General features: G+C 60.6%; 14 protein-coding genes. 7 read left to right on the forward strand and 7 right to left on the reverse strand.

All coding sequences use genetic code 11. From position 1 onward, the window contains the following. Positions 1-300 precede the first annotated feature (300 nt). From H4684_RS09350 to H4684_RS09370, 5 genes are all read left to right on the forward strand, one after another. Entirely contained in the window at positions 301-2,343 is a 2,043-nt protein-coding gene (locus H4684_RS09350) for a response regulator (RefSeq protein ID WP_192623532.1), read from the forward strand. Positions 2,344-2,368: 25 nt separating this feature from the next. Further along, on the forward strand, positions 2,369-5,527 hold the full coding sequence (locus tag H4684_RS09355) for a PAS domain-containing protein (protein ID WP_192623533.1): 3,159 nt from the start codon (positions 2,369-2,371) through the stop codon (positions 5,525-5,527). Continuing rightward, positions 5,527-8,808 carry a PAS domain S-box protein gene (locus H4684_RS09360; RefSeq protein ID WP_192623534.1) on the forward strand — a complete coding sequence of 1,094 codons (3,282 nt, stop codon included), beginning with the start codon at positions 5,527-5,529 and terminating at the stop codon, positions 8,806-8,808. Before H4684_RS09355 ends, H4684_RS09360 begins: the two co-directional genes overlap by 1 nt. 40 nt (positions 8,809-8,848) lie before the next feature. Beyond that, positions 8,849-12,088: a PAS domain S-box protein gene (locus H4684_RS09365; RefSeq protein ID WP_192623535.1), complete on the forward strand. Its 3,240-nt coding sequence runs from the start codon at positions 8,849-8,851 to the stop codon at positions 12,086-12,088. Between the two features lie 144 nt (positions 12,089-12,232). Continuing rightward, a complete protein-coding gene (locus H4684_RS09370) occupies positions 12,233-12,628 on the forward strand; it encodes a response regulator (RefSeq protein ID WP_092191668.1) in 396 nt (131 codons plus the stop codon). Positions 12,629-12,650: 22 nt separating this feature from the next. Here H4684_RS09370 and H4684_RS09375 read toward each other — a convergent pair whose 3' ends face one another. Together H4684_RS09375 and H4684_RS09380 are read right to left on the reverse strand one after the other, a co-directional pair. Continuing rightward, the gene (locus H4684_RS09375) at positions 12,651-13,721 is read right to left on the reverse strand and encodes a protein-glutamate methylesterase/protein-glutamine glutaminase (RefSeq protein WP_092191670.1); all 1,071 of its coding nucleotides are present in this window, start codon (positions 13,719-13,721) and stop codon (positions 12,651-12,653) included. Between the two features lie 94 nt (positions 13,722-13,815). Further along, positions 13,816-14,481: a CheR family methyltransferase gene (locus tag H4684_RS09380; protein WP_092191672.1), complete on the reverse strand. Its 666-nt coding sequence runs from the start codon at positions 14,479-14,481 to the stop codon at positions 13,816-13,818. Between the two features lie 70 nt (positions 14,482-14,551). Here H4684_RS09380 and H4684_RS09385 point away from each other — a divergent pair, with 70 nt between their 5' ends. Beyond that, positions 14,552-15,112: a chemotaxis protein CheD gene (locus H4684_RS09385; RefSeq protein WP_225940347.1), complete on the forward strand. Its 561-nt coding sequence runs from the start codon at positions 14,552-14,554 to the stop codon at positions 15,110-15,112. Between the two features lie 92 nt (positions 15,113-15,204). On the opposite strand, the gene glpK is transcribed toward H4684_RS09385, so the two are convergent. From glpK to H4684_RS09410, 5 genes are read right to left on the reverse strand one after another with little or no spacing between them, the layout of a single operon-like run. Continuing rightward, positions 15,205-16,716, reverse strand: coding sequence for a glycerol kinase GlpK (glpK, locus tag H4684_RS09390; RefSeq protein WP_092191676.1), 1,512 nt, complete (start codon positions 16,714-16,716; stop codon positions 15,205-15,207). 53 nt (positions 16,717-16,769) lie between these two features. Next, positions 16,770-17,600, reverse strand: coding sequence for a CoB--CoM heterodisulfide reductase iron-sulfur subunit B family protein (locus H4684_RS09395; RefSeq protein WP_192623536.1), 831 nt, complete (start codon positions 17,598-17,600; stop codon positions 16,770-16,772). Further along, positions 17,597-19,204, reverse strand: a complete 1,608-nt coding sequence (locus H4684_RS09400; RefSeq protein ID WP_192623537.1) for a 4Fe-4S dicluster domain-containing protein — start codon at positions 19,202-19,204, stop codon at positions 17,597-17,599. The genes H4684_RS09395 and H4684_RS09400 overlap by 4 nt, the downstream gene beginning before the upstream one ends. Before the next feature lie 21 nt (positions 19,205-19,225). Continuing rightward, positions 19,226-20,473 carry a glycerol-3-phosphate dehydrogenase subunit GlpB gene (gene glpB / locus H4684_RS09405; protein ID WP_192623538.1) on the reverse strand — a complete coding sequence of 416 codons (1,248 nt, stop codon included), beginning with the start codon at positions 20,471-20,473 and terminating at the stop codon, positions 19,226-19,228. Further along, positions 20,470-22,089: an FAD-dependent oxidoreductase gene (locus tag H4684_RS09410; RefSeq protein WP_092191911.1), complete on the reverse strand. Its 1,620-nt coding sequence runs from the start codon at positions 22,087-22,089 to the stop codon at positions 20,470-20,472. The genes glpB and H4684_RS09410 overlap by 4 nt, the downstream gene beginning before the upstream one ends. A 249-nt stretch (positions 22,090-22,338) precedes the next feature. On the opposite strand from H4684_RS09410, the gene H4684_RS09415 reads away from it, so the two are divergent. After that, positions 22,339-23,166: a DeoR family transcriptional regulator gene (locus H4684_RS09415; RefSeq protein ID WP_092191684.1), complete on the forward strand. Its 828-nt coding sequence runs from the start codon at positions 22,339-22,341 to the stop codon at positions 23,164-23,166. Positions 23,167-23,242 lie beyond the last annotated feature (76 nt).

Here is a 23,242-nt window from a genome sequence, read left to right on the forward strand (position 1 = left end):
ATGACGTGCCGAGGAATAACCCCGAAAAGGCCCGCAGCCGGTTCAAACCGGAAGAAACTTTGGAGGGAAGGTTTGGAATTTGTTTGAAATCGTTCTTGCGTAAGGCATCGATATTATGTTTGAATAAAAAATTATTGTCTACAGGCGGCGCTTGCTCGGACAGAATTCACGGTGATTGCAAAAATTCATGCGGCGACGAGGAACTCAAGTAAGGAAGCAGGCCCAATGACGAGACGACAAATTTCCACTCTTTGTTCAGCCTTCGCTTTAATTTTAGTCCTTTTTTTCGGGCACTGCTATTTGAGCATCCTTGTGGACAATACCCGGCAAAGCGAGCGCCTGGCCCTGACCCACAGGATTTCACAGCAACTCAGCGCCATCCAGGCCGCGCTCCACAACGCCGAATCCCCGCTTTTCACCCTGTCCGACATTCTGGCTGTCGATCGCGGGGAATTCGATGATTTCGAAAAGCATGCCGAACATCTGTTGCACGAAAATCCTTTTGTCGGCGGCCTGTTCCTGGTCCCGGACGGCGTGGTCGCCACGGCCTATCCCCTGGCAGGCAATGAAGCCGCCATCGGTCACGACCTGCTCAAAGACCCGGCACGCAAGACCGAGGTCCTTGAAGCCATAAACACCAATCAGGTGGTCCTGGCCGGGCCGGTGCAGATGCGTCAGGGCGGAGTCGGGCTTTTCGCCCGCAAGCCCGTGTTCTGGAATGACAACGGGGAGCGGCATTTCTGGGGGCTGGTCGTGGCCCTGATCCATTGGGGAACCGTGCTTGAAACCTTTGATTTCAAGTCCCTGGACGCGGATGGCTATTCCTACGCTCTTTCCCGAAAGCTGAGCACGGACAAGGACGCCACGCTCATTGTCCGATCCGAGGCGGACATTGTCGAGGATCTTGCCCTGACACGGGCCCTGGCCATTCCGGGCGGGGAGTGGCTACTGACCGTCTCGCCCCGGGAAGATCGTCTCTGGGGCGTGGCCCTTGGTGGATACGTTCTTGTCGCCATGTTCGGAATGGTTGTCGCGGGGTTGTGTTTTCATCTCTTGCGCGGACGGGAAAAAATCCTGATCCAGGCCGAAGAGCTTGGGCGCATGAACGCGGAAATGGAGCGCGACATCGCCCGGCGCGAAAAGGCCGAGGCGGATCTGCTCAAGGCCAAGGATGCCGCCCTGTCGGCCACAAAGGCCAAGTCGCAGTTCCTGGCGACCATGAGCCATGAGATCCGCACCCCCATGAACGGGGTGCACGGGATGCTGCAATTGCTCGAAGGCACGAAGCTGGACGCGGAGCAAGAGGAGTATGTCCAGATTGGTTCCTCGGCCCTGCAGAGTCTTTTGACCCTCATCAACGATATCCTGGATTTCTCCAAGATCGAGGCCGGAAAGCTCGAAATCGCCCGGACTCCTTTTGCCCTGGATGAACTCTGCCGCTCCATTCCGGCCATTTTCAAGGAACAGAGCCTGGCCAGAAACCTTGAACTTTCCATTGAAATGGCGTCGGATGTCCCACATATGGTCGTGGGCGATCCGAGCCGTATCCGGCAGGTGCTGCTCAACGTTGTCGGCAATGCGGTCAAGTTCACGCGCGAGGGCGGCGTCTCGATCAGGATATCCGCGACGACGGAAGGACTTCCCCCCGATGCGGCGCGACTTGATTTCGAGGTCACGGACACCGGGATCGGCATCGGCGCGGAGCAGTTGCCGAATCTTTTCAATCCGTTCATCCAGGGCGGGGAAGGGCTGGTTCGCACCTGCCAGGGCACGGGTCTGGGGCTGACCATCGTCAAGCGCCTGGTTCATCTCATGGGCGGAGATGTCGAGATTGAGAGTTCCCTGGGCAAGGGAACAACGGTGCGCTTTCACGTGCTGGTCCATTTGCCGCCGACGGTGCAGGAGCAGGGCGAAGGCTGTGCCCGAAACATCGGGAACAGGGCGCGCGGGGCGGAGCGGAATCTGAGCATCCTGCTCGCCGAGGACGACGTGACGAACATGGCCATGCTGACCCGCCTGCTGGAAAAGCTCGGTTGTGAGGTCACCCAGGCCGTCAACGGCCTTGAAGCGGTGCGGATCCTGGAAAACGAGGACCTGGATCTTGTCCTCATGGACATCCAGATGCCACTCATGGACGGGGTCGAGGCGACCCGGCGCATTCGGGCGAACCGGTCCCTTGGCAACAAGTCCCGGATTCCGATCATCGCCGTGACCGCTTTCGCCATGACCGGAGACAGAGAGCGCTTTCTGGACGCGGGCATGGACGACTACATTCCAAAACCCGTGAACATGAATTCACTTCTCGAAGCCATGGACAGGGTGGCGGAATTCAAGACGATGTGAAGGCAGCTTTTTTTGGGGGGATGAAATGAACTTTTCAAGGTCGATCGACAACGCATTCACCCGGATGAGGCGGGGCGTTTCGCGACGTTTTCTTCCCCTGCTGCTGTTTTGCCTGTTCCCTCTTCTTTCCTTTGCGGCAGGGGAGCGGGTGCTCTTCATCAGTTCCTATCATCCCGGTTTCCCGACCTTTTTTCAGCAAGTCGAGGGCCTGCGCTCGGAAATTGAACCGGCGGGCATCACCCTTGATGTCGAATTCATGGATACCAAGCGATTTTCCGGGACCGGGTACGAGGCGCTTTTTTTGGAACAGCTGCGATTCAAGCTGGCAAAAGTCCCTGCCTACGATGCCTTCATCGTCGCCGATGACGCGGCATTGCGCTTCGCCCTGGACCATCGTCAGGAGCTGTTCGCAGGGAGGCCCGTGATCTTTTGCGGCGTCAACAACCAGGAACTGGCCCACGAATTGAGCGGCACTCCTGACATCACCGGCGTCATCGAATCCATTTCGATGCGCGAGACCCTTGAAGCCTTGTGGCGCTTAAGGCCCGGACTGAAAACCGTCCACGCTCTGGTCGACGGGGAACCGGGCGGTCAGGGGGATCTGCGCACCTACCTGGAGCAGCGTGAATTTTTTGCCGGAAAAAGCCTTCAGGTCCTCGACCTTTCCGACATGACCTGGAACGAGCTTCGGGGCAGGATGTCCGTCCTGGGACCGGATGAGGCCATCCTGCTCCTGTCCGCATATCGCGACCGGGATCAGGTCTCCAGATCGTTTGAAGACGCCCTGGCGTTCATCCTGAAGCACGCGGATGTCCCGGTGCTGCATCTTTGGGAACATGGCCTCGGGCAGGGAATCCTCGGCGGCAGGATCATTTCGCACCTGGAGCAGGGGCGCATCGCGGGACAACTGACCCGGAAGATACTGGCGGGAACGCCTGCCCATTCAATACCGGTGGTCGAGGGCAGCGAGGCCAACCGTTATGTCTTTGACCATGCGGTTCTGACCCGTTTTGGCATCAGGGAGTCCCTGCTGCCTCCGGGCAGTGAAGTCCGGGGCAAGCCTGTTTCGATCTTTTCCCAATATGGTGCGGAAATCCTTGTCGCCATCGTGGTCCTTGGCGTGCAGATGATTCTGGTGGGCGCCCTGATCAGCCACATATCCAGGTTGCGCCGTGCCCAGGCCCGAATCAAGGACAGCGAGAAGCGCTACAGGGCGCTCTTCGATGCCAACTCCGATGGAATTCTGGCCGCCGATGTCGCGACCCGCCGCTTTGTTTTCGCCAATCCCGCCGTTTGCCGGATGTTCGGGTGTTCCGAAGAGGATTTTCGCGCTTTGACGGTGGACGATATTCACCCACCCGAACATCTTGATGAGGTTTTGCGCAATTTCACCGCCCAGGCCTCCGGGCAACAAGACACAGCGGAAGCGCTACCCTGCCTGCGCCGGGACGGGAGCGTTTTTTCGGCGGATATCCGCAGTTTTCTGCTCGATTTCCATGGTACTTTCTGCGCCGTGGGGCTGTTTCGCGACGTGACCGAGCGCAGCCGGATTCTTGATACCCTGCGTCAAGCCCAGGAGCGCCTGTCCCTGGCCATTGCCGGCAGCAACGACGGAATCTGGGATTGGGACAGAGTGTCCGACCAGGTCTATTTTTCGCCGCGCTGGAAGGAGATCATCGGGTACGAAGACCACGAGCTGCGCAATGATCTGGAGGAATGGCGGAGCAGAATTCATCCCGAGGACAGGGCGCGGGTGCTCGACGTGAACAACCAGTTCTTCACCAGTTCCGCGTCCCACTTCGTCATCGAATACAGGCTGCGGCACAAGGACGGGTCCTATCGGTGGGTCATGGGACGCGGAACCTGCCTGCGCGACAAGGACGGCGTGCCCTACCGCATGGCCGGTTCGCACGCGGATATCACCGAACGTAAGGCCATGGAGCTCGAACTTGTGAACGTGCGCGACGCGGCCCTGGCCGCAAGTGTGGCCAAAAGCGCCTTTCTGGCCAACATGAGCCACGAGATCCGCACGCCGCTCAACGGCATGATGGGCATGCTGCAGCTGCTGGACTGTTCCTCCCTGAGCGGAGAGCAGAGGGATTACGTGCGCATGGCCGAGCTTTCCGGTCGGCGTCTGACCGCGCTGCTGGCCGACATCCTGGACATCTCCCGGATCGAGGCCGGCAAGCTGGTGCTCACGGAGCGCGCTTTTGACCTTGAAGAGATGCGTGATTCCATTATAACCCTTTTTTCTCTCCCCGCACGGAAGAAGGACATTCGTTTCGATGTCGAACTGGCCCCGGATCTTCCTTCGAGTCTGGTCGGGGATGACCTGAGGCTGCGGCAGATCCTTTTCAACCTGGTCGGGAATGCGATCAAGTTCACCGGCGAAGGTTTTGTACACACGCAGATCAGTTTGCTGTCCTGTCTGCCGGATAACGAATGCCGGCTTCTTTTTTGCGTCAGTGACAGCGGCGAGGGCATAAGTGATGAACTTCTGCCCACCATTTTCGAGCCTTTCGTGCAGGGCGAGGGGTCCTATGTGCGCCGGCATCAGGGGGCAGGGCTCGGTCTGGCCATTGTCGGGCGGCTCATGCACATGATGGGCGGGGCGTTGGCCATCGACAGTTCGGACTCGGGTTCAACGATATGTTTTTCCATGAGCTTCAAGACTCCGGAGGATGCCAAGAAAACAGGCGTCAAACACGTTCGGCCTGAAGAATCCGGACACCGGAGCCTGCACATTCTGCTGGCCGAGGACGATCCGGTGAACATGTTTGCCGCCCAGCGCATCCTGGCCAAGGCGGGACATGTCGTCACCCCGGCCTCGGACGGCGGTCAGGCCCTTGAATTGCTGCGGGGGGCGGAGTTTGACCTGATCCTCATGGACGTTCAGATGCCGGTCATGGACGGCCTGGAAGCCACGGCCGCGATCCGAGCCGACCAGACCCTCGGGGAAAAATCCGGCATTCCCATCGTGGCCATGACCGCCTTCGCCATGAGCGGCGATCGGGAAAAATTTCTGGCAGGAGGCATGGACGGTTACATCGCCAAGCCCCTGGACAGCGCGACTCTCCACAAAACCATTTTCCGTGTCGTTTCCCGTAAAAGTAAAGAAAAAACACCGGACGCCGACGTCCTCGCCAGTAGCGACGCCTTGGCCCCCGGTCCCACGAAAGCATGATGTCCACAAAAGAAAAAGCTGAAGCACTCAGTCAGGAGCAGGGGCAAAAATCCGCCGAGCAGCCCTGCGAGCTCGAAACGCTGCGTCGCCGGGTGGCCGAACTGGAGGGCAGGGCCGACGCGGCTGCGAGGGCCGAGGAGAGGCTGGCTCGTCAGGACGCGTTGATGCAGGCCATTCTTCGCAACCTGCCTTTTGATTTCTGGGCGCGGGATCTCGATGGAAAGATCATCATGCAAAGCGACGCTTCCGTGCGCCTTTGGGGGGATATGGCCGCGAGCCGTGTCGAGGAAAGAGATGTTCCAGATGAAATCCGGAACGCATGGGAGGACATCAATGCCCGGGTCTACGCAGGTGAAGTGGTGGAGGGCGAAAAGAAGTATGTCCTCTCCTCCGGCGAGACGCGCTTCTATCGCGACATAGTCGCGCCGATCCGCATGGGAGAAGGGCTGCTTGGAATTCTGGGGACCAATGTCGACATCACGGAGCAGGTTCAAAGCATCCGCGCCCTGCATGCCAGCCAGGCCAACCTGGCCTCGCTGTTCGATTCCATCGATGAATCCGCCGCGCTTCTGGAGCTGGACGGCACGGTCATAACGGCCAACCGGACCTTTGCCAGCCGTGTCGGCAAGACGGTGAAACAATGCCTGGGCCGCTCCATCTACGAGTTTATTCCCACCGAGGTGGCCCTGTCACGCAAGCGCCTGGTCGAGGATCTGGTGCGCAACGCGCAGCCCCTGGTTTTCGAAGATGAGCGGGAGGGTCTGTGGATGCGGCACAGCCTGAGTCCGGTGCTCGCGCCGGACGGGTCGGTGGTGGCCATAGCCACCTTTGCGGTGGACATAACCGAGCGCAAGCGGCGCGAGAATCTGCTCGTCGCGCGTCAGCGGATTGTCGAGTACGCCATCAACCATTCCTTGAGCGATTTGCTGCGCATGGCTCTCGACGAGACCGAGAGCCTGACCGGAAGCACCTTGAGTTTTCTGCACTTCTTGAACGAGGATCAGGGAATTCTATCCATGCAGGCCTGGTCCACAATGACCTTGCAAACCGGTTTTTCGATCCCGCGCGACAATCCGGATCTGGAAATAACGCAATTCGGAATCTGGGCGGAATGCCTGCGCACCCGCAAGGCCGTCATTCTGAACGATCAGGCCACGCTCGATCGCGAAAATGGGCTGCCAAAAGGGCATCCTCCCCTGAAACGCCTGGTGCTTCTGCCCATCGTGCGCGCCAAAATAATCGTGGCCATTCTGGCAGTGGCCAACAAGAAAACAGATTACACCGATGAGGATGTGCAGGTCCTCATTGAGCTTGGCAACCTGCTGTGGGACATTCTGGAGCACAAACGCGCCCAGGAAGAGCTGGCCAAGAGCGAAGCCCTGCTCAACATGGTCCAGCGTCTGAGCGGAATGGGTGGATGGCTGTGGGATGTCCGCCAGAACAGCATGATCTGGACCCGGGAACTCTATCGTCTGCACGGATTCACTCCCGATCAGGTCGAGCCGGGATCATCCGAGCACATCCGGCTCAGCCTGGCCTGCTATGAGCCCGATGACAGGGACAGGATACTCGCCGCTTTCGACAACTGTGTCGAACATGGCGTTTCTTTCGATTTGGAGATGCCATTCGTTTCGGCCACGGAAAAACGGATGCGGATTCGCACCAGGGCGGAGGCGATCCTGGAAGGGGGCGAGGTGTCCAAGGTGGTCGGCATCTTCGAGGATGTTACCGAACGCAGGATTCTCGAACAGCGTTACGAAACCCTTTTTTGGCACATGCTGGACGGTTTTGCCCTGCACGAGATCATCTGCGACGCAGAAGGTCATCCTGTGGATTACCGTTTTCTGGAGGTCAATCCGGCCTTTGAACGGCACACCGGCCTCATGGCTTCGGACATCAAGGGCAGAACGGCGCGGGAAGTCATGCCCGCCATCGAGCAGGTCTGGATCGACACGTATGGCCGGGTGGCCCTGACGGGTGAACCGGTGCTGTTCGAGGAATACGCGGCAGCCCAGGACAAGTATTTTCACGTTACCGCCTTCCGCCCGGCGCCCATGCAATTCGCCTGCATTTTCTCCGATGTTTCGGAACGCAAGCGTCACGAGCGGGATCTGCGCCATGCCAAGGAAGCCGCCGAAGCCGCCAACGTGGCCAAATCGGAATTTCTGGCCAACATGAGCCATGAGATCCGCACACCGCTGAACGGCATCATAGGCATCCTGCAACTGCTTGACTCCATGGAACTTTCCGAAGAACATAAAAATCTGGTCGAACTGGCCGGGACCTCGGCCGATCGCCTGAACGTTCTTTTGTCGGATATCCTGGATCTGGCCAGAATCGAATCCGGCAAGCTGGCCATCAAGGCCATGCCTTTCAAGCCCGAGGAGCTGCGGGCATCCACGCTGGGACTTTTTACCCCGACCTCCCGAAGCAAGGGACTGCGGCTTGAGTTTGTCCTTGATCCTGCTCTGCCCACCATGGTTGTCGGGGACGAATCCAGGTTGAGGCAGGTGCTTTTCAATCTGGTGGGCAACTCCGTCAAGTTCACCCGGACAGGTTTCGTGCGCGTCGATGTCAGCCCCGTGCCGGGTTGCACGTCATCCAAGGTTCTCTTTTGCGTCAGCGATTCCGGGCCGGGCATTCCCGACCATCAGCTGGATGGAATCTTTTCCCCATTCGTGCAGGGCGAGGATTCCTATGTGCGCAACCACCAGGGTGCCGGGCTTGGCCTTGCCATCGTCAAACGCATCGTGACCCTGATGGGTGGCTCTCTTTGCGTGGACAGTTCGGAAAAGGGCACCGTCATGTGCTTCTCCATCGTCATGCCCGTGGCCTCCGATGCCAGGACGCCCAGTGTTCACAAGGCGACTGCTGCGCCAGGCGTCCGCGAAGGGCTTAACATTCTTCTCGTGGAGGATGACGCCGTGAGCATGTTCGCGGCCCGGCGCGTGCTTGAAAACGCAGGACACACGGTCACCGGAGTCGGCGACGGCAGCGAAGTTGTACCGACCCTCAGGGAGGGCGACTTCGATCTTGTCATCATGGACGTGCAACTGCCGGTCATGGACGGCTTACAGGCCACGGCCCTGGTGCGCGGCGATGCTTCCCTCGGGGACAAATCCCGCATCCCCATCGTGGCCATGACGGCCTACGCCATGGGCGGCGACCGGGAAAAATTTCTGGCAGCGGGCATGGACGACTATATTGCCAAGCCCATCAACGCCAAGGAACTGCTTGCCGTGCTGGACAGGCTTGGAGCCCTTTCGGCGGGAAAACAATGAATCAACACTCTCATCAATCAATTTCGGGAATGACCCGCCCATGACCAAAACCACGCGCCTGAAAAACAACGCGGACCTGCGTTTCGAGGATTTCTTCGACCTGCAGGAGGTCCAGAGTATCCAAGACAGCTTTGCCTTGGCCACGGGCGTCGCATCCCTCATAACCTCCCCGGAAGGGGTTCCTTTGACTCGGCCCAGCAATTTCACCCGCCTCTGCGGCGAAGTCATCCGGGCTTCCCGGACGGGACGTGAAAACTGCATGCGCTCCGACACCCTGCTAGGCGCATACAACCCCGCCGGTCCGAACATAAGGCGTTGCATGAGCGGCGGATTGTGGGACGCAGGGGTCAGCATCACCGTGGGCGGCAGGCATGTCGCCAACTGGCTCATCGGACAGGTGCGCTCCAGCCTTGCGGACGAGGAGGCCATGCTCGGCTATGCGCGGACCATCGGCGTCGACCCTCTGGAATACCGCGAGGCCATGGAACAGGTCCCCTTCATGGAGGAGGAGCAATTCCGCCGCATCGCGGACGCTCTCTTCGTCATCGCCAACTCCCTGTCCGAAAAGGCCTATCAGCAGGCCATGCTTCTGGAGGAAAAGAGGCAGCGGCAGAAGATGGACGCCATGCGCAAGATGCTCATGGACCGCAGTCTGGACGCCATAGTCATCATTGATCAGAACCATCGCGTGATTGAAGCCAACAGACGATTTGCGGAGCTGCTCGGCTATTCCGACAGCGAAGTGCTCGAATTGCGGACCTGGGATTTTGAAGCGAACATGACGGAGACGATGATCAGGGAGCTTTTTTCCGATCTGTCCAAAGTCAACTCCGTTTTCGAATCCAGACATCGCCGAAAGGACGGCTCGGTCTTTGATGTCGAGGTCAGCACGGCTGGAGCCGACATCGACGGCCACTGCTGTATCATCGCCTTCAGCCGTGACATCACCGAGCGCAAGCAGGCCGAGAGAAGGCTCCGTCAAAGCGAACAGCATTTCCGGGCGCTTTTCGAGCTGAGCCGCGACGGGTTCATCCTGGCCGACTCCGAAGGCCGGTTTCTGGATGCGAACAAGGCGTACTGCGACATGACGGGCTATTCGCTGCCGGAACTGCGCACTCTTGGCGATTTCTACGCCATCACACCCCAAAAATGGCATGAATGGCAACACGGCGAGATATGGCCGAGGCTGTTCAAGACCGGCGACACCGGGGTTTACCAGAAGGAGTACATCCACAGGGACGGACATGTCTTTCCGGTGGAAATACGCGATTTCGCGGTCCATGAGGAGAACGGCGCCGTCAAATACGCCTGGGGCATCGTGCGGGACATCTCCGAGCGCGCCTGGACCGAAGAGAAGATGCACACCCTGATGCAGATGGTCGAGCAGAGCCCGGCCTGCATCGTCATGACCGATCCGCAGGGAAACATCGAATACGTCAATCCCAAGTTCACGGAGCTTTCAGGGTATTCCTTCGACGAAGTCAGAGGGGAAAATCCCCGGATTCTCGGTTCGGGCTACAAATCGCGCGAGGAGTATCAGGAGCTGTGGAGCACCATCGAGTCCGGCAGACAGTGGCGGGGCGAGTTCCGCAATCGCCACAAGGACGGCAGCCTGTACTGGGAGTCCGCCCTCATAGCGCCCATCCTCGATACCGAAGGGCGAATCACCCATTATGTGGCAATCAAGGAAGACATCACCCAACGCCGCCATGCCGAAGAGGAGTTGCGCAAGCGCGACATCAACTTCAAGAAGATCGTGGACATCCTGCCGCAGCTGGTTTCCTATATCGACAAGGATCTTTGCTACCGTTTTGTCAATGCTGCGTATTCCAGCTTTTTTTCGGACAGAAATCTCATCGGGCTTACCGTCCCGGAGGTCATCGGCGAGAAGGCATTCGAGGCCACACGGGGGCATATAGAGCAGGTTTTTCAGGGCAAGACGGTGCATTACGGCGCCACCCTGACGTATCCGATCATGGGCGAGCGCTTTGTCGATGTCTATCTCATCCCGTATTATTCGAGCCATGGGGTCGTGGGCGGCTATTACGCGATCCTGAACGATCTCACCCATCTGAAGAAAATCGAGGATTCCCTGCGCCGGGCCAAGGACGAGGCGGAAGCCGCGAGCAAGCTCAAGTCCGAATTTCTGGCCAACATGAGCCACGAAATCCGCACGCCCCTGAACGGCATCCTCGGCATGTTGCAGCTCATGCAGTCCACTACGCTGGATACGGAGCAGCGCCTGTGCCTGCACACGGCCATCAAATCATCCAGGCGACTGACCCGGCTCTTGAGCGACATCCTCGACATCTCGAAAATCGAGGCCGACAAGCTGGTTTTTCGCGAACACGCCTTCGACATCATGGATGTGGACAAAGCGCTCGCGGAATTGTTCGGGCAGGCGGTGAAGGAAAAGAACGTTGCCTACGACTTCAGGGTCGACCCCCGTCTTCCCAAACAGGTCATGGGCGACGAGGCGAGGCTGGTGCAGGTGCTTTTCAATCTGGTCGGCAACTCTCTCAAGTTTACTGATCAAGGCCATGTGCGTGTGGAGATCTCGGTCCTGCCATTCACGGCCGGGGCACCTCTTCGGCTGCTTTTTTCGGTCAGCGACACGGGGCTGGGCATGTCTGAACAGACCCAGAAGGACATTTTCGAGCCCTTCATTCAGAGCGACGGATCCTACACGAGGAGGCATCAGGGTGTGGGACTGGGGCTGACCATAGTGCGCAAGCTGGTGCAGCGCATGGGCGGAAGCCTTTGTCTGGATTCAGCGTCCGGGCAGGGGACGGCCATTTATGTTTCCCTTCCCTTTGGACTGCCGCCGCAGCGCACAGGGCAGGAACTTTCCTCTCGCGGACAGTTTGACGGATTGCCCGGCCTGCGACTGCTCATGGTCGAGGACGACGCGGTCAATCTGCTCTGCGGTCAGCGCCTTTTGGAGAAAGCCGGCTATGTGGTCACTGCGGCCCGCGATGGCCAGGAGGCTCTTGAAGCGCTCCTGAGCAAGGATTTCGATCTGGTGCTGATGGACATCCAGATGCCCGTGCTCGACGGAATCCAGACCACCCGAGCCATCCGGCACGCGGCTTCCTTCGCGCACGTGTCGGACATTCCCATCATCGCCCTGACCGCTCACGCCATGGCCGGGGATCAGGAAAAATTCCTGGATGCCGAGATGGATGGCTATTTGAGCAAGCCTTTTGACCTTTGCAAGATCAACCAGGAGATTGCCAGGGTCATCTCCCTGCCGCGCAGGGGGGCGCGGCAGGAAGATTGAAATGCAAGGATTCTGGGATGTTGAGTTGGGCCCCGGTTCTTTTCAGACGGGTTCACCCATGCTAGAAGAGCCGACCGGTGATCGAGGGGCGAAGAACAACATGAATAAAAGCAATGACATACAGCACGATACAGAGAGGTTTGCATGCGAATACTGATAGTGGAAGATGATTTTGTCGGCCGCAAGGTGATGCACCAGTTGCTGCTCGAGTACGGAGAGTGCGATGTCGCCGTGGATGGAGTCGAGGCCGTGAAGGCTTTTGATCTGGCCTGGGAGGCGAATCAGCCCTATGATGTCATGTTTCTGGACATAATGATGCCGAACATGAGCGGGCACGAAGCCCTGAAGATCATCAGGGACAAGGAAAAGGAGCGCGGCGTGACGCCGCAGAACGAAGTGAGGGTCATCATGACCAGCGCCCTGGACGACGTGAAGAACGTGACCCAGTCCTTTTTTCAGGGCGGCGCGTCGGCTTATCTGGTCAAGCCCATCGAGCGGCGCAAGGTCATTGAAGAGCTTCGAAAACTGGGCCTGGTGTGATGTGTTTGTGCCGATCCGGCAATCAGGATCGGCACAACTGCAAGACCAGCGGGGTGATCTGGGTCAGCGGCACTATCTTGTCCACGCCGCCCAGCTTGATGGCCTCGCCGGGCATGCCGAAGACGACACAGGACTGTTCGTCCTGGGCCACGGTCACCGCTCCCGCCTGATGCATTTCAAGCATGGCCTTGGCGCCGTCGTCGCCCATGCCCGTCATGATCACTCCCACCGCGTTCTTGCCCGCATACCGGGCGGCCGAACGGAAAAGCACGTCCACCGAGGGACGGTGCCGTGAGACCAGCGGCCCTTCCTTGACCTGCACGTAATATCTGGCGCCGCTGCGTTTGAGGAGCATGTGCAGGTTGCCCGGAGCGATGAGGGCCTGGCCGCGCAGCACGGTGTCGTTGTCGACGGCTTCCTTGACCACGATGTCGCACAGGGTGTTCAACCGCTGGGCAAAGGCGGCCGTGAATTTTTCCGGCATGTGCTGGACGATGACGATGCCCGGGCAATCCACCGGCATGGACTGGAGCAGGGTCAGGAGAGCCTCGGTGCCACCCGTGGAGGCCCCGACCACGATGACCTTCTCCGTGGTCTGGATCATCGCGTTGGACGCGGCCCGCGGCAGCACGGCGTCGGCCGTCAGTTTCTGGCTGATCTTGAGGGTCCGGGGCACGTACTGCTTCACCTTGGCCTTGGCCGCAGCCTTGACCTCGTCGCAGAGCATTATTCGCGACTCTTCCATGAACTGCTTCGTGCCCACCTTGGGCTTCTGGATGATGGAGACGGCCCCGTATTCCAGGGCCTTCATGGTCGTCTCGGCGTTTTTCTCGGTCAGGGTGGAGCAGATGATGGTCGGGATGGGGTGCTGGGTCATGATCTTCTTGAGAAACGTGATCCCGTCCATGCGCGGCATTTCCACATCCAGGGACAGGACGTCCGGCGTCTGGTCGCGCATGATCTCGGCCGCCGCGAAAGGGTCTCCCGCCGCGCCGATGACTTCGATTTCCGGATCCGAGGAATAGATGGAGGTCAGAGTCTGGCGAACGAGGGCCGAATCATCCACAATGAGGATGCGAATTTTATCTTTCATGCACGCGGACTCCTGATTTGCATTCAATAACGTGAATTTTTTGGCTATATACCGTCAGGATCAGAGAGTAAATCAGGAAGTGGAGGTAAAGCGACTAGACCGCCTGATACAGTGCATGGTCCAGATGCCTGAAACCCGGCATGCGCGGCATGCGTGCCCCCAGGACCAGGATGCCGCCCGGGGTCAGATATTGCCGCAGACGTCCGGCCAGAGCCTGCGCCAGGGCAGGGTGAAAATGGTGCAGCACCTGGCGGCAGACGATGACATCCATGGGTTCGCGCAGGGAAAAGGAATCGAAAATGTCCTGACACCTGAAATTGACCATTTCGCGCACTCCGGGCCGCAGCCGCACCAGGTTCTTGCCGGTGTCGCGGCTGCGCAGGAAATAGCGTTTGACCAGGGCCGGCGACAGACTGCGAACGCTGGCTGAAGGGTACACGCCGCGTTTGGCCTGATCCAGGTTGGCCGGCAGAAAGTCCGTGGCCAGAATGGAAAACTCGAGTCCGGAGCGCTCCCTGGCTTCTTCCAGCAGGGTGATGCACAGGCTGTATGCGTCGAGCCCGCGATCGCATCCGGCCACCAGAAACGAGGAGAGCCGGGCTGAGCCGTGGTGATGATGATCGGCGACGATTTCCGCCAGGAACTCAAATTGCCGGGCGTCGTGCAAAAAACCGTGGTCCTTGCCAAGTGCATCGACAAGATAGGGGAGTTCCAGGCGCAGGCCCGAGCGAAAGGTGTTTTCTTCTGATGACATCTGCATGGAGAAAGGTTACTTTTACTTACAACGTGGATAATTTCTGCAACTTACACACAAGGTTCACAAGTCGGCAATGCAAAGAATCGCAAAAAACAGGATGATCATTCCGGCACAGGCCATCGACGGTCTCGAAGATTGCCGGGAATTGCCTCATGACTACCTTCTGGTAGGCCAGGGAGGGATATATTCCACCCCGACGCTGGTGCAGACGGTGCTCGGTTCGTGCGTTTCCGTGACCATGTATTGCGCAAAATATCGCTGGGGCGGAATTTTTCACGCGTTGCTTCCGCGCATCGGCGATTTCTCGGGGGGCAGGACAAGCGGCGATCAGTACCGCTACGTCGATTCTTCGATCTGGAGTCTGCTCCGGGAATTCGCGAAAGCGGGGATTTCAGCAAAAAGCATTGAATGCAAGGTTTTTGGTGGGGCCTCGCCGCTACATCAGAACTGCGACGCCTCGGCCGGAAACCGCAACGTCAAGGTCGCCATGGAAGTCCTGGCCGAGGAGGGGGTGACGGTCAGCGCCTCCAGCGTCGGCGGCAACGGCGGCCGCAAGCTGTTCTTCAGAACGGACACGGGATTGGTGCTGCAAAAGCGTTTCATCGTCACCACCTGCAAAGAATGCAAGAGTTGACACCGTAGGGGCAAAAAATTTTTTGCCCTCCCCATGCGCCACCCACGCGCCATTCCCAACGCCCGCCCCCTCCATACTGATCCCACAAAATCCTAATCCACCCAATCGAACGTCCTGGTCACGGCCTTTTGCCAGCCCGCGAACAATTCGGTGCGTTTTTCTTCGGCCATGTCCGGAATCCAACGTTTGTCCTCTTCCCAGTTGTTGTACAATTCCTCGCGCCCGGACCAGAAACCAGATGCGATGCCCGCCGCGTAGGCTGCTCCGAGGCAGGTGGTTTCGGCCACTTTGGGGCGGATGACCGGAACGTTCAGGATGTCGGCCTGGAACTGCATCAGCAGTTCGTTGTAGACCATCCCGCCGTCGGCCTTGAGTGTTTTAAGCTCCACTCCGGAATCCTTGTTCATGGCCAGCACGATGTCCTTGGCCTGGTAGGCGGTGGCTTCAAGCACGGCCCGGGCGAAATGGTTGCGGTTGATGTAGCGGGTCAGGCCGACCATGACGCCGCGCGCGTCGGGACGCCAGTAGGGGGCGTAGAGGCCGGAGAAGGCCGGAACGATGTACATGCCGCCCGTGTCCTCGACCTTTCTGGCCAGGGTCTCTATCTCCGGGGCCGAGGAGAACATCTGCAGGTTGTCGCGCAACCACTGCACCAGGGCCCCGGCGATGGCGATGGAGCCCTCCAGGCAGTAGGACGGCTTGCGACCGCTGAACTGGTAGGCCAGGGTGGTGATGAGTCCATGCTTGGACGGAATGGGCTCGTGACCCGTGTGCATGAGCAGGAAGCAGCCCGTGCCGTAGGTGTTCTTGGCCTCGCCGGGGGCAAAACAGGTCTGGCCCACCAGGGCCGCCTGCTGGTCGCCGACGGCTCCGCAGACCGGGACGCGCGCGCCGATGGGCCCGTCCTCGCTGGTGGGGCCCCAGGTGTCGCTGTCCGAGGACGGCACGATGCGCGGCAGGCCCTGGAGCGGAATGTCCATGATCCTCAGGATTTCTTCGTCCCAGGCCAGGGTTTTGAGGTCCATGAGCATGGTCCGGCTGGCGTTGGTCACGTCGGTCACGTGCGCGCCGCCCCTTGGACCGCCGGTCAGCCACCAGATGATCCAGGTCTCGATGGTGCCGAAAAGGGCGTTGCCCTTGTCTGCGGCGGCCCTGGCCTCGGGCACGTTGTCCAGAATCCAGCGCATCTTGGGGCCGGAAAAATACGTCGCGACCGGCAGCCCCGTCACGGGCCGGAAACGGTCCTGGCCGCCGTCGGCGATGAGCTGCTTGCACAGTTCGTGGGTGCGGGTGCACTGCCAGACGATGGCGTTGTAGTACGGCTTGCCCGTGAAGCGGTCCCAGACCACGGTGGTTTCGCGCTGATTGGTGATGCCGATGGACGAGAGCTCCGAGCCCTTGATCCCGGATTTGGCCAGCGCGCCCCGGATGACATCCTGGGTGTTGTTCCAGATTTCCATGGGATCGTGTTCGACCCAGCCGGGCTTCGGATAGATCTGCTCGTGCTCCTTCTGGTCCATGCCGACGATGCGGCCCCGTTCGTCAAAGATGATGAAGCGACTGCTGGTGGTCCCCTGATCGACTGCGCCTACGTAGCGGGCCATGTGCTCTCCTCCTGCTGGGTGTTTCACTCTTCCTACAGAATTTTCATGCGTTCTCAAACCACGAAGCGGGTCAGTACGTCGCCGGGCTTTATGCCGACCTCGTCCGGACTCAGTCCCAGGGCCAGGCCCAGAATTGTGGAAAAGAGGACGGCCGGTATGGTCTGGGGTCTTTTTTGATTCTCGCTGCCGAACTGCAATTGGCAATAGGTGCAGGCCGTGGCCAGCAGATCCGCGCCGGACGAGCTGGCGCCGGCCATTTTTTTGGCCACCAGCAGATCCGCGATGTTTTCGTCACGGCCGCGAAGCGGATACCCGCAGCACTCCAGGCGCAGTTCCCAGGGCAGGGGAGCGGCGCCGGTGGCGGCGACCAGGCGTTCGAAGATCGTCGGCGCCAGCGGGTCGTCGAAGTGGGTGATGTTCTCGGGACGCAGGGCATGGCAGCCGTAATGACAGGCAATTTTCAGCCCCTTGAGCGGGCGGCTCACGGCGCTCACCACACCGCCGGGCAGATCGTCGAGGATCTGCAGAAAATGACGGACGCGGGCTTTTTCCGGGAATTCGAGCCCTTCTTCATGAAGCAAATCCTTCATGCGTTGCTTTAGCTTTTCGTCCTGACCAGCCTGATGCCGCGCCTGCTGAAGGTTGCCGAAGCAGCATTTGCAGGGGGTCATCAGATCGAGACCGATGTTTTCCGCCAGGGCCAGGTTGCGCAGGGCGGAATAGACGGATGCGTCCCGGCTCTCGTGGCGCACGGGATAGCCGCAGCAGTTGAACTCGGGCCTTAGCAGCTCCACTCCGAGGCGGGTACAGACGGCCTCTACGCTCCGGCCGTGGATCGGCAGATGATGGGCGATCTTGCAGCCCGGAAAATAGGCGTATTTCATGACCGGCCCTCTTTCTTGCGCAGGATTTCCGCTCCCAGTTGCCTCAGCTCGTACAGGATGTCGGCCACGGGCACGCCCTGGGGGCAGTGTTCCTGGCATTTGTAGCAGGTGGTGCAGCTCCAGACCATTCGTGCGCCAAGGGTCTGGGCTTTGAGGCCCATGCGCAGCAGGTTCATGATCTGTTGCGGAGCGAGATCCAGATCCCGGGACGGGTCCTCGCTGACCGCGACCACCGGGCAGACGCCCGTGCAGGTGGTGCACTGCACGCAGCCCCAGAAGGATTCGGCCCGGTCCGCCAGACCGGCCCCCGTACCGCCGACCCTGCCCAGATCGCGCGAGGCAAGCTCCCTGGCCCATTCTCCGGCCGTGCGCTTGCGGATTTCCCCGTCCACTCCGGCCCGGCCCGCCTCGGTCAGGGCCTTTTTCGAGGCCATCCACAGGTCTTGCAGATCGATGCCGGCGGAACACACCTGCGTGCAGCGCAGGCATTCGGTGCAGATGTGGCTGCCTTCGACCAGCGCGGCGGAACGGTCGGGCGGGAGCCTGTCGTCCAGATGGCGGCGCAGGTCGGCCAGCTTGTCCATGGGCAGGATGTCCGGGTTGCCAAGCACCCGGTGCGCCTGGGCCACGCTGCAATGCAGGCTGCATTGCCCGCAGCGGGTGCAGGCGTCCAGGGCCAGCCCCCGGGCCAGGGTATGTTTGGGTGTGTCCGTGGCTCGTGATCCGCCGCGCGAGAGCAGATTGATGCCGGTCGCGACAGGATGAAAGAATTTGCCCCAGGGCAGAAGGGCAAGGCCCAGAAAGGCGAGGCCGACATGCACATGCCAGAAGAGGTCGCGTCCCTGATCGGCGATGTGCAGGGACGCGGGCACAAGCGCGGTCATGGAGCGCGAAACGAAGGCCGAGGACGTGGGGGAATGACATCCGGCGCAGCGATCCTCGTGCAGTTCGGCGCCGAGTTCGAGCATTTCGGGGGCCGTCGGCAGAAACTCCCGGAAGCGCACGCCGTTTTCCCTGGCCCAGTACGCCTTGAGGGAAATCAGCTCTTCTGGTTCGGCATCGACGAAATAATCATCCGTCATGCGCTTGAAATCTCCGGCGGACATGATCTTGAACGATTCCAGGAAAAAGCCGGAGACGAGCACGCCAAAGACCACGGCAAGGAGAGTCCAATCCTGCAACCTGCTGAACTTCTTGAGTGCCATGTAGCGATTCAGGAACAGGAGCGGCAGGCCGAGGACGGAGAACAGTCCGAAGAGATTGCGCAGGAATTGCCAGGGATCGAGGGTCGGTTCGTATCCGGCAAAGAGCGGGCGGGTGACGACCCCGTCCATGGCATGCAGGACGATGAGGGGCACGAAGCCAAGGATCAGGAGCGTGTGGCCGGTCCATCGCAAGGGGCTGCGCAGGGTGCGGCGGAGCAGGACGAGATCCGCAAGCCCTCCGCCGAGCATGCCAAGGAACCCAAGGATGCCGGGGCGCGGCCTGCCTTGCTCCGGCCGTCCCATGGCCGCGCCGCGCCTGAACCATCCCCGCATGCGCCAAAGAGCGCCGAGGCCCGCGCTTGCGCAGGCAAGAACGAGACCGATGGAAAAAAAGTCCATGCAGGCTCCTGTGGTTGAAAATTACAGGGAGGCCACCGCCTTGTAGGCCGTGGCTATGGCCAGCCCGGCTCCGCACTTCATGCGCATCCAGTCCTGGTGGGCCAGGATCGCTCCGGCGGCGTGCAGGCGGGGATGAAACACCCGGCCCTGCGCGTCAAGAGGGCGCAGGTTCTCGTCGGTCTCGATTCCGGCCTGATTGACCTCGTGTCCCTGTGGGTCGAAAAATTCGGGCCGATGCCACAGGGCCCGGTTTTCGGGCTGGCTGACGGGCAGATCGAAGACCGCCTCGAAAATGCGGTGGCGGTTCGCCTTCAGACCCTTGCCGAAGAAGCGGCCGCTGGCCAGGATCGCGCTCTTCGCGAAAATCTCCACGGATGTCGAACCGCTTCCGGCGGTGAATGAAAATCCCTCTTCGGAACACGCGGCTTTCGTGATCAGCTTCTGCGTATAGGTGCGCACCCCGAGGGCCGGAAGGCCACGGTCGAAGGCGGCGCGCAGCCGGGGACCGGCAATGGACGGTGGCAGGGTGGGGATCTCAAAGACCGGCCTGCCGAGCAGCTCTTCCAGATGACTGAGCACGGCCGTGGTGTCGGTCATGCCCAGAATGGCCGGAAAACCAACATATTCGGCGTCGGCGACGAACGGTGCGACGGTCTGGGCAAGCTCCGCCCGGCGTGCCGGGTCGGCCATGCTCCAGGCCATGTGTTCGGGATAGAGTTCGCCGCCCATGCCGGGAAATTTGATTCGCGCCACCTTCAGGTTCGGCCAGGAATCTTTCCGCACTTCCGCGATCTGTCTGGCGCTCAGGCCTTTGAGTCCGCTGAAATCGACGAGCAGCGTGGGCGCCTTCGTTTCCCAGGCCTTGACCCCGTTCCAGGCCGTGCAGGGCAAGAGATAGGTCGGCTTCATGGTCCCGGCGGCGGTCAGGGTCAGGGTGTTTTTGCCCGTGCGGCCACGGTAGCACAGGCCGTGGCGGCCCAGGAAGGTGGTGAATTGCTCCAGGGCTCGGCATATTTCATCGTCGCTGACACGGCAGTAGGGATGATCGGGGAGATCCCGGCGCAGGGCGACCAGGGCCGCGAAGGGGTCCTCCCAGACCTTTTGCTCGGCGATGGGGTGCACGGCTAGAAGGTCGATGAAGCCGGTGCTGAAATCGATGCCGCCCGTGGCTCCGGTCTGGGCCACGGACAGCCCCCGCTCGGCGGCGAACAGCGTCGCGGCCATGCCGGCAAAGCCCGAGCCGATGACCATGACATCATAGGTTTTCATGACGGCTCCTTGAAGGCGGTGGCGGGACAGTTCTCGCTCTCTTCGTCTCTGGTCGAGGGGGCGGGGCCGAACTCCAGGTCCATGGCTCCGCAGTGCAGGGCCTCCTGCAGGTCGGCCTGCATGAGCGGCACGCCCCAGAGTATCGGCGAAAAGCCTCGCCAGCGGCGCTCGGTGAAAGTCTTGAGCTCCGCCAGGCCCTGGGTGCCAGTGGAGACTTCGCGATCATAGAGGTGGCCGGTGATGCGCGGTCCGCAAAAACCGCCCTGGCAGGGGCCCTTGCCGACCCGGCTGCGCATGCCGATGGCCTTGAGCATGGAGCGGCCGCGCATGTCCTTGGCCTCGTCCACGATGGCGTCGATGACGCTTCGCGAGACCATCTCGCACTCGCACAGCACGATGTCGTCTTCGGCCCGGTTCTCCACCCAGCTTTTCGGCCCCCGGCCGGGCTCGGTCCATTTGCCCATGCTGGAAGGCGGGAGCGGTTCCGTGCGGGTCAGGCAGGGCGCGGCGACGCCAAGTTTGGCGCAGGCCAGATCCGCCGCCTTTTCGGCCATGAGCCGATATGTGGTGAGCTTGCCGCCGGTGATGGTCATGAAATTTTCCACGCCCTCGCCCGCGTGGTCGATGAGCGAGAAGCCCCGGCTGACCGCGCGGTCGTCACCGGCCGGGCCCAGGGAGACCAGCGGCCGCACTCCGGCGTAGGCCCGGATGTAGCGGGTGCGATCCAGGATGGGCAGCATGTCCCTGGCGTCGTCGATGATGCGGTCGGTTTCCGCCACGCTCGGGCGGCATCCGTCGGGCGTGGGCACGCGGATGGAGGTGGTGCCGAGGATGGACACGGTTCCGCCGGGCACGAGGATATCCGCGTCCGAGGGTGGACGCAGGCGGTTGATGACCCGGGTGGCGATGCGGTCCTGGGTGATGATGAGGCTGCCCATGGAATAGAGGATGTTGATGTGCGCCCCGGCCAGGGCCGCGATCCGTCCCGCCCAGGCCCCGGAGGCGTTGATGACCAGCTCGGCCTCGATCAGGACTTCGCCGCCGGTGGTTATGTCCCGGCAGCGCACGAGGGTGACGCGGCCGTCCGTGACTTCCATGGACACGGCAGCGAGGTTGCGGCGCATGGAGCAGCCAAGACTCATGGCCTGGGCGATGTTGTCCAGCGAGAGCATGAACGGGTCCACCGCGCCGTCCTGCACCGCGAAGGCGGCGATGAGATTCTCCGACAGGGCGGGCTCCATGGCGCGGGCGGTGCGCAGCTCAAGGCCCCGGCAGGGCACGCCGCTCTTGGCGCAGAGCCCGGAAAAATCGGAGACGTAGCGTTCGTCGTCTCCGCGCACGGCGACAAAAAGTCCCCCCGTATCCTCGATGCACTGCGGAGCGAGGCGGCGCAGGATGTCGCCTTCCTCCCGGCATTCCACAGCGGCCTCCACATCCGAGGCCACATAGCGCGCGCCGCTGTGCAGCAGGCCGTGATTTCCCCCGGAAGCGCCGGAATTGACGTCGCGCTGCTCGATCAGGAGCGCCTGCACCCCGCGCAAGGCCAGGTCGCGCAGCAAGCCCGCGCCGGTGACGCCGGCGCCGATAATGAGAACCCGGGTTGTGAGTATGGTCATGGGTGTCCTTGCAGCGTCAACAAAAACGAAAGGAAACGAAAAAGTGAACTTTTCCGCGCGCACTTTTGTCGTACAGCCGGAGGCGGGTGAAATCATGCTGGCAATGAGGAGCAAGCCATGGTAACAGCTTTCGCGGAGCATGCCGCCTTCTGGGGAGTTTTTTTATCATGAGCCGTTACATTCCACCAGAATTTTTTTCTTAAAACGACACATAGCGCAATTTTTTTTTCGAAAACGAAAGGAGAATCTATGGATGACGCTCGCACCGGCAAAGCCGAAGCCCAGGACACGGGGGCCCGGCATGTCACGGTCCGGCAACGCCATGCCGAAATGATCCGCATGGTCCGGGAGACGGGATTCGCGACCATCCAGTCCCTGGCCGACCATTTCGGCATCACCCCCCAGTCCGTGCGCCGGGACATCAACACCCTGAACGCCAAGGGCCTCCTGCAACGCTATCACGGCGGCGCGGGGCCATGCCTGAGCACCGAAAACCTGGACTATCTGGACCGCAAGGTACTCTGCCTGGCCGAAAAGAGAGTCATCGGCCAGATGGTGGCCCGGGCCATTCCCAACAAGTCGTCGCTTTTCATCAACATCGGCACCACCACCGAAGAGGTGGCCCGGGCCCTGGGCGGACACAAGAATCTGCGCGTCATCACCAACAGCCTCAACGTCGCCTCCATCCTGACCGGAAATCCGGAGGTGGAGATCATTGTGGCCGGCGGCCTGATCCGTCATCACGACGGGGGCATCGTCGGCGAGGCGGCCATCGACTTCATCCGCCAGTTCAAGGTCGATTTCGGCATCATCGGCATCAGCGGCATCGACATGGACGGCACGCTTCTCGACTTCGACTACAGGGAGGTGCGCGCCGCCCGGGCCATCATGGAAAATTCCAGGCAGGTCTTCCTGGTCACGGACCACACCAAGTTCGGGCGCAACGCCATGGTGCGTCTGGGCAACATCGAGGAAATCGACGCCCTGTTCACGGACAAGACCCCGCCGGTCGGCGTTCTCGACCAGATGAAGCGCGGGAACGTCAAACTGCACGTCGATGAAGGGACGAAAGATTGAGCGTTTACGAACAAAATAGGTTGGCTGACCAATTTTCTTTTTCAGTTGAGAAAAAAGATTTCGTCTGCTATGGGCT

The sequence above is a fragment of the Desulfomicrobium macestii genome (genome assembly GCF_014873765.1).
Taxonomy (GTDB): domain Bacteria; phylum Desulfobacterota; class Desulfovibrionia; order Desulfovibrionales; family Desulfomicrobiaceae; genus Desulfomicrobium; species Desulfomicrobium macestii.